Origin of the sequence: Alkalibacterium sp. AK22, assembly GCF_000585255.1 — a bacterium.
In the GTDB taxonomy this organism is placed as follows: Bacteria; Bacillota; Bacilli; order Lactobacillales; family Carnobacteriaceae_A; genus Alkalibacterium.
Map to the genome: position 1 here is coordinate 1 of NZ_JANL01000040.1, position 8,496 is coordinate 8,496.

6 protein-coding genes and 1 riboswitch are annotated in these 8,496 nt (G+C 42.1%); all 6 genes read right to left on the reverse strand.

The features are described from left to right. Nucleotides 1-165: 165 nt before the first annotated feature. On the reverse strand, nucleotides 166-1,725 hold the full coding sequence (gene rny, locus ADIAL_RS09180) for a ribonuclease Y (RefSeq protein ID WP_034302842.1): 1,560 nt from the start codon (nucleotides 1,723-1,725) through the stop codon (nucleotides 166-168). A 258-nt stretch (nucleotides 1,726-1,983) separates the two neighbouring features. Continuing rightward, a complete protein-coding gene (recA, locus tag ADIAL_RS09185; protein ID WP_034302844.1) occupies nucleotides 1,984-3,033 on the reverse strand; it encodes a recombinase RecA in 1,050 nt (349 codons plus the stop codon). Nucleotides 3,034-3,153: 120 nt separating this feature from the next. After that, nucleotides 3,154-4,431, reverse strand: a complete 1,278-nt coding sequence (locus tag ADIAL_RS09190; RefSeq protein ID WP_034302847.1) for a competence/damage-inducible protein A — start codon at nucleotides 4,429-4,431, stop codon at nucleotides 3,154-3,156. Nucleotides 4,432-4,633: 202 nt separating this feature from the next. Further along, a complete protein-coding gene (gene pgsA, locus ADIAL_RS09195) occupies nucleotides 4,634-5,221 on the reverse strand; it encodes a CDP-diacylglycerol--glycerol-3-phosphate 3-phosphatidyltransferase (protein WP_034302849.1) in 588 nt (195 codons plus the stop codon). A gap of 56 nt (nucleotides 5,222-5,277) precedes the next feature. After that, nucleotides 5,278-6,183: a helix-turn-helix domain-containing protein gene (locus ADIAL_RS09200; protein ID WP_034302850.1), complete on the reverse strand. Its 906-nt coding sequence runs from the start codon at nucleotides 6,181-6,183 to the stop codon at nucleotides 5,278-5,280. 278 nt (nucleotides 6,184-6,461) lie between these two features. Next, nucleotides 6,462-7,643: a methionine adenosyltransferase gene (gene metK / locus ADIAL_RS09205; protein WP_034302851.1), complete on the reverse strand. Its 1,182-nt coding sequence runs from the start codon at nucleotides 7,641-7,643 to the stop codon at nucleotides 6,462-6,464. After that, nucleotides 7,641-7,726, reverse strand: a riboswitch (SMK box riboswitch). It overlaps the preceding gene by 3 nt. Nucleotides 7,727-8,496 lie beyond the last annotated feature (770 nt).

The following is an 8,496-nucleotide window of genomic DNA, read 5'->3' on the forward strand; positions in this document are numbered from 1 at the left end:
GGGAATCTACTGGCCTTTTTCTATTGATTCACAAAAATCGTGTCAGCGAGTTCGTTAGAACTCACCAACACGATTTATTATAGAACCTAAAAAAGCAGTGTCAGATTTTAAAATCATCCAACACTGCCCCTTTTTTTGCCCCTAGAGCATACTTTATTTTACTAATTACTTCGCATATTCAACAGCACGGGTTTCTCTGATGACCGTCACTTTAATATGTCCAGGATAGTCCATATCCTCCTCGATCTGCTTGCGAACATCTCGTGCCAGCTTCGAAGCCATTTTATCGTCAACAACTTCCGGTTTAACAATAATACGAACCTCACGGCCAGCCTGAATGGCATAACTTTCTTTCACACCTTTGTGGCGGTTAGAAATTCTTTCAAGATTTTCCAGTCTCTGCAAATAATGTTCCAATGATTCACTTCGCGCACCCGGTCTCGCTGCCGAAATGGCATCTGCTGCTTCCACCAGTACCGATATCACGGATGTGGCTTCAACATCTCCATGGTGTGAGGCTATTGCATTGATGACTGTCTCGTTCTCCTGATACTTCATCGCTATCTGAGCACCAATCTCCACATGAGAGCCTTCAACTTCACTGTCCAGAGCCTTACCTATATCGTGCAACAGGCCGGCTCTCTTGGCAAGCTGAATGTCTTCACCGAGCTCAGCAGCCATGACGCCTGCCAGTTTCGCTACTTCGATGGAATGGTTCAGTACATTTTGACCGTAACTCGTTCTAAAATGTAAGCGACCAACGATTTTCATCAGGTCCGGATGAATAGAATGAATGCCTAGCTCGAACATTGCTTCCTCACCGATTTCTCTGATTCTTTCGTCCATCTCCTTACGAGATTTTTCTACAGCTTCTTCAATTCGTCCAGGGTGAATGCGCCCATCTGAAATCAATTTTTCCAGAGCCATTTTTGCCGTCTCTCTTCTGATTGGATCATATCCGCTCAAAACGACTGCTTCTGGTGTATCATCGATAATCAAATCCATGCCTGTCAGGCTTTCAAGTGTACGTATATTACGTCCTTCCCGACCAATGATACGTCCTTTCATGTCATCATTAGGCAAGTTCACTACACTGACAGTCGACTCGGTCACTCGATCAGCTGCACAGCGCTGGATTGCCTGAGTGACCAGGGCCTTAGCTTTTCTGTCAGCATCAGCTTTTGCCTGATCTTCATATCTTTTGACCATGACAGCTGTCTCACGTGACAGTTCATTCTCTGCCTGTTCAAGCACTGTAGTTCTGGCTTCTTCTTTAGACATTGCCGCTATTGAATGAAGCGTATTTTCCTGTTCTTCGACCAGTCTCTCTGCAGCATGTTCCAGCTCTTCAACTTTCTTCTGACGAGCTGCCAGCTTATCTTCCCTACTCTGCAAGGAGCTTTCTCTCTTATCCAAAGTCATTTCTTTTCGCTCCAGATTATCTTCTCTTTGAGCTAGCCTGTTTTCCTGGCGTGAAACTTCAGATCGGCGTTCTTTCAGCTCCCACTCTATTTCTGTCCGATAAGAATGGATTTCTTCCTTTGCCTCTAGCAACGCTTCTTTTTTAAGGGTCTCAGCTTCTTTGTTCGCTTCTTCAACGATATCAGCAGCTGTCTGTTTGGAATCAGCTAATCTTTTTTCAAAACTCTGTTTCGTAAAGTAAGAACCTGCGACTATACCTATAAATAAAGCAACGATAGCGAAGGCTATTGAAAGTATGTCCAATCTAATCACCTCCGTATCATTATTTTGTTTTCATGCATTATACAATCAGATATCTGCAAAATATCATGTTTACACTATTGTACACGATTAGTCCTGTTTCAGAATTACTCAATAATAAAGAAACATACTAGCTTAATTTTATAGGTCTTTCAGTCGTCTGTCAATAAGGATTTCCGGCAGAAAAGTATTCCGGATAAAACCAAACCCAGCCTGTTTTGCCCCCTTTGAGGAGGCAACTAGGCTGGGTCTGCATTTATTTTAATCCAGTTCCAGTGTTTCTGGATCCTTTTCAGCTGTTTCGGCTGTCTCGGCATCCTCATCACCTATACCATAAGCAACACGTACCTTCTTCTCCACTTCAGCTCTCAGCTCAGGATGTTCAATCAAATATTGCTTGGCATTTTCACGCCCCTGACCGATTCTTTCATCTCCATAAGAATACCAAGCACCGGCTTTAGTGATAATATCGGCATCAGCACCCATATCCACGATTTCACCTACCTGCGAAATTCCCTCTCCATACATGATGTCAACGAGCGCTATCTTGAAGGGAGGAGCTACCTTGTTTTTAACGACCTTAATTTTAGCACGGTTTCCTGTCATATCCTGACCGGACTTAATCGTCTCGCCCCGTCTGACTTCCAGTCTGACAGATGAATAGAATTTAAGTGCACGCCCACCAGGAGTTGTTTCAGGGTTCCCGAACATTACACCGACTTTTTCACGGATCTGGTTGATAAACAAAGCAATAGTTTTTGTCTTGTTGATTGATCCGGACAATTTACGCAGGGCTTGTGACATTAGACGTGCCTGCAGACCTATGTGGGAGTCTCCCATTTCACCGTCAATTTCAGCTCTTGGAACGAGTGCAGCTACTGAATCAATCACGACCATGTCTACTGCCCCACTGGAAACCAGCGCATCTGCAATTTCAAGCGCCTGTTCCCCAGTATCCGGCTGAGAAAGCAATAGCTCGTCCACATCTACACCTAAAGCGCGGGCGTATTTAGGATCCAGTGCATGTTCAGCATCAATAAAGGCAGCAATCCCGCCATTAGCCTGAACAGATGCAATAGCATGCAACGCTACGGTTGTTTTACCTGAACTTTCAGGGCCATAAACCTCAATGATTCGTCCTCTAGGATATCCGCCTATTCCCAAGGCGACATCCAGCGAAAGTGAGCCACTAGGAACCGTCTTAACCTGTGTATCCACTTTCTCACCCATTTTCATGATGGATCCTTTACCGTAACTTTTTTCGATTTTTTTAAGCGCTGTTTCCAACGCTTTTGCGCGATCATCCGTCATTTAATTTCCTCCTGAGTTATTCTGTATATTCTTGTTCACTACATAAGCTATTGATTCTATCCTTATTTTAGACTTTTTCGGGGTGAAAATCAAGCGTTTTTCGAACATTCATTCGGTTTATTAGCTATCTTTGTCAAAAAACAAAGTCTTCTCTATTGGCAGCTCCTCGAGTGTCCGTCTGACTAACTCAAGAGCATGCATAACTGAAAGCCGTCTGTTTCTGTTGCGCTTATATGCAAATTGGTAGTGCTTGGCAAACGACTGTTTACCCTTGAATGCAATCCCAATATATACTGTACCAGGGATCTGTTTTTCAAGGGAACTTGGCCCGGCCACTCCTGTCAGCCCTACTCCAATATCTGCATCAAACAGCTGTTGGGCCTTTTCAGCCATTTCAATAGCACACTCGCCACTGACGACACCAAACTTTTCTATTGTCTGTTTTCTGACTTTCAAAATCTTATTTTTCTTCTCGTTACTATAGGTGATGATGCCCCCTTCAAGGATGGCACTTGCCGACGTATCACCGGTCAGTTCACTGAGAAAGGCCCCGCCTGTCAAACTTTCAGCTGCCGTGATCGTCAGTCCTCTGTCGATCAGTAAGTCTTTGACGACGTCGGCCAACCTTTTTTCTCCATATCCAAAAAAATAATCAGACAGATAAGATTGAATTTCCTCTTCGACCACATCAATGGCTTGATTGCCCTCTGTTTCAGTTTTGGCTTTGGCAGTTATTCTTACTGTAATTTCGCTGTCTCCAGCATAAATAGCAGCTGTTGGATTTGTCTGCTTTTTTATGACCGGTTCGATTTTTCTAGCAAGTTGGGCTTCAGTTAGTCCAAAGTAACGAAGAACCCGTGAGACAAGAACCTGCTCTTCCAGTAAGTACTTGACCAGTTCATTCCTTAAATAATTTTTGACCATTGGCTTAATTTCATCTGGCGGTCCTGGAAGTAGTACATAGTGGCGATCATGCTTGGACAGCATCATACCAACAGCCAGACCCGTATCATTAGCCAAGGGTGTAGATCCAGCTAATATTAATGCCTGCAGCTGATTGTTCGGAGGCATTTCAAAGTCAGCGTTCTTATGATAACTGATGATTTTGTTTTCTGTTTCTTCATGCAATACCAAGTCAATTCCTAGGTGTTCGGCTACTGTCTGCTTGGTCAAATCATCTTCGGTTGGACCTAGTCCACCGGATAAGATAATCAGATCTACCCGGCTTTCAGCCAGCTCGATTGCTTCTTTGAGCCTGTCTGCATTATCACCCACAGTGATCTGATGGTAAACTTCGATACCCAAAGAGGCGAGCTCTCTGGATAAAAAAGTTGCATTGGTGTTTACAACATGCCCTAAAAGCAGCTCTGTTCCGATTGTAATGATTTCTGCCTTCATAATTTTCCTCCTGTATTATATATTTACTTTTGAGAGAAAATACCACTAATATTTTATCACACATGCACATCTTTTCATTGCGACCCGCCTTGTAATTGACAAAGAACACGACAAAAGCCGTAGTCCATTAAATGAATGGACTACGGCTTTTACAATATAAAAATGACAGTTCTCAAAGGTTTTTTTCTGATCAGTCATTGTATCAACTTGAAAAAGTGCCCTTGAAAATATGTCGAGCTTTGTAGAAATAATCTATACCCGAGTAAATCGTGAAGATCAGGCAGATATAAAGTAATACCGTTCCTACTGAAACAGGCAAATTACCAAAAGGATAGTCATTAATTAAAAGAAAAATAATGGCGAACATCTGTGTATTGGTTTTGATTTTTCCTGGCCAACCCGCTGCCATTACTGTCCCCCCTTGTTCGACTAGAATCAGACGTAGTCCAGTGACTGCCAGTTCCCTCGATACAATCAGTGCTACGACCCAGGAAGGTGCTAGACCCAGCTCAACAAGAATAATCAGAGCAGTCATAACTAGCATCTTATCTGCAAGAGGATCAGCAAACTTTCCAAAATTAGATACGATATTCATTTTCCGGGCCAGATAGCCATCCAGCCAATCAGTGAAACTGGCTGCTGAGAAAACAATGGCAGCCAAAAGCATCTGAAGCGTGACCGTTGATCCCATTCCCTCCAGTGTCCCCAAGTTAAATGGAACCAAAACAAGAATCATAAATAAAGGGATCATAAATATTCGAAAAAGAGTAATTTTATTAGGCAGATTCATTTTTTCCTCCTACTAAAAAGGCCGGAAGTTCAAAGAACCGGCCTTTTTTAATGTATTTAATCAAAGTTTATTTCCATAACTTTGCGGACTGCTCCTTCTGAGGCCTCACTGAATGGCAGATCTTCTCCATTCAGTTCAACACTGGTGACCGGAGAGTTCCCGATGACCAGGTCAATACGGCTGACGGATTCATCGAATTCAGCTTCAAGGCTTTCTCCGTCATTAAGGGTGGCCTGACTTATCGGCTGACCATCTATTTCAATACTCACCCAAGAACTTCCATTTTCTGCTGTGAGTGTAATCATTTGGTCTTGTGGATGCTGACCTGAAACAGTATAGGTTGTAGAATTGGCAGATCCGTCTATTTCTTCAGCCTGCTGTCCGTCTGTTTCTGCTTCTGCTTCTTGCTCTTCTTCATCTTCATTGCTTTGTGGCTCTTCTTCATCTTCACCGGTTTCAGAAGACTCTTGTGATTCTTCATTTTCATCATTGTTTTCCTCTACTTCAACCACTTCAGAACTGTCATCGCCCTGAATAAAGGAATCCGTGCCATTATTGTCGCCACCACTGGAAATAGCAAAATAAATAGCCGTCACAATAGCGATTACCAGAACAACAATCAGTATGGTAGGCAGACTGTCCTGAACTGTAGCCAAAAATCCACTGCTTTTAGGCTTGGAACGGGTCTGCGTGTTAGGAACATTATCCTGGTAGGGTTTTTCACTTGCTTGGGGTAGAGCTTCCGTATGTTCATTGATCAGCTCTTCGCCGTTTAGTCCTACGGAATCAGCATACTGTTTGATAAACGCGCGGGTATAAAAAGACCCTGGGAGCACTTCATGGTTGCCTTCCTCCACTGCAGTGAGATATCTTTTCTGAATTTTTGTAATCTGCTGTAAATCATCAAGCGTATACCCTTTAGCTTGACGAGCTTTTTTCAATTTTTCGCCTATTTCGTTCAAACTTTTTCACCTGCCTACTAATTCTTTGTTAACCGTTGTTTAAGTGAATGACTTTTACTGCCTGCATGGGCAGCTGAATGTATTAATGTATCTGTTAAGAAATTATACCACACGTCATTTTACTAGTATAGTAACGATGCCAATCCGTCAGTACATCGTGCTTTAAATTTATGTTACAGACACTTCTGCTATTCTATAAAGTTGCTCGTATGCTTACTCAATATGAACTGTTATGTAAAAAGTGCAAAATTTCTGTACGAAATTTTGCACTTTTATACTTATAGCCTACTCTTTAACTCTTCGACTTTGTCTGTACGTTCCCAAGGAAGATCAATATCCGATCGTCCGAAGTGACCATAGGCAGCCGTTTGCTTATAAATTGGTTTTTTAAGATCCAGCATTTCAATAATCCCTGCCGGTCTCAAATCAAATGTCTTGCGAACCGCCTGAATCAGCTGATCGTTGGACACTTTTCCTGTACCGAATGTATCTATAGAAATCGATACGGGCTGCGCTACACCTATAGCATAAGCCAACTGGACTTCCACTTTATCTGCAAACTGAGCTGCGACAATATTCTTAGCTATATATCGGGCTACATAACTGGCAGATCGATCAACTTTAGTGCCATCTTTACCTGAAAAAGCCCCTCCACCATGTCTGGCGTACCCTCCGTAAGTGTCAACAATAATTTTACGTCCAGTCAGACCCGCATCTCCCTGAGGACCGCCTACAACAAAACGTCCAGTCGGATTGATGTAGTGCTTCGTATTCTCATCAAGATAATCAGCTGGTATAACTGCCTTGACAACTTTTTCGATGATATCGGATCTCAGTCTGTCAGCTGAAATATCCGGCCTGTGTTGGGTACTAACCACAATGGCATCTACTCGTTTAGGCTGATTTTCTTCATCATATTCTACAGTTACTTGCGCCTTGCCATCCGGCCTCAAATAATCCAGCTCTTTGGATTTTCTTACACTAGCCAGTTGGCGGGTTAATTTGTGACTTAATGAAATAGGTAAAGGCATCAACTCAGCTGTTTCATTACTGGCATAACCAAACATCAGACCTTGATCTCCGGCACCAATCTTATCCAACTCATCATGATGTTCAGATTTATATTCAACCGAATCATCGACCCCTACTGCAATATCAGGTGATTGGTCATCAATTGAAACAATGACTGCACAAGTATCAGCATCAAATCCATACTTTGCACGTGTATAGCCGATATCACGGATGGTGTCTCTCGCAATTTTCTGCATATCTACATATGTTTCTGTTCGAATTTCTCCGGCAATCAGTACCAGTCCCGTTGTTACCATAGTTTCACAGGCAACTCTAGCTTCGGGATCTTTTGACAAAATTGCATCCAAAATAGCATCACTTATCTGATCGGCTATCTTATCCGGATGTCCCTCTGTTACTGATTCTGACGTAAACAATCTTTTTTCCATATTCTTCTATTCCCCCTTAAATATTCGGTTACAAGGCTTCCGACCGGTTGTGGCCGTCCTATCGGGAATTCATTGTAAACCTTAATCATTTTACCATACCTCTAACTATTTTTCATGTTGAAATGATTTTCCTTCGATAAAATCTTGATGTCGTTTTTAGGGCAGTATGATAAAATAATATATATACTTTATACAGAAAGATGTGACTTTGTGGTTAATATTCTCTCACGTGTACTCTTTAAACCAGTCATCCAATTAATCTTGTCCCTAGCAATTGGCACTGCTCTTGCTCTCGCTTATACTTCATTAGAATGGTGGCCACTGGCAGTCCTTATAGCATTTACATCGCTGATCTACTACCCGGTGCAACCTGCCTTTTCATTGCATACAAAATATACTAGACTAATCTTGCTTGCACTGATACTTGCTTTCTTTACCATCTTTTATTCCGTATATACCTTCCTACTGCTTACATCAATTTTTGTCCTGACTAACCTAAAGGGATTATTTAAACAACACAATTTACTGCCTCTTTATAGCAGTCTTAATCTCTTCATCACTATTGTAGTCTTAAATACAGTGGCGTTTTATATACAGACCCGGTTTGTGTCTGGCCAAATCATGATTAGTCTGCTTTTAATTTATGTAGTGCTTTCCCTAGCGGGAATAACGATTCAGCTGTTCAAGCAATGATATTAATAAGTTCCTATTCGCCCATGTTATTTCACATGGAACCATTATTTTAGGAAAGTCAGAGGCTATCAGTATACACAAAAAAGGGGCTGGGACAAAAGTCTCAACCGGAGTAAAATAAAGTTAAACCGAGTAGAATTGTACTTATGTACAAACCTAC

What these genes read in the sequence shown, in the direction of transcription:
- recA (WP_034302844.1), bottom strand. Translation starts at nt 3,033, where the DNA reads ATGACGGATGATCGCGCAAAAGCGTTGGAAACAGCGCTTAAAAAAATC.
- ADIAL_RS09190 (WP_034302847.1), bottom strand. Translation starts at nt 4,431, where the DNA reads ATGAAGGCAGAAATCATTACAATCGGAACAGAGCTGCTTTTAGGGCAT.
- pgsA (WP_034302849.1), bottom strand. Translation starts at nt 5,221, where the DNA reads ATGAATCTGCCTAATAAAATTACTCTTTTTCGAATATTTATGATCCCT.
- metK (WP_034302851.1), bottom strand. Translation starts at nt 7,643, where the DNA reads ATGGAAAAAAGATTGTTTACGTCAGAATCAGTAACAGAGGGACATCCG.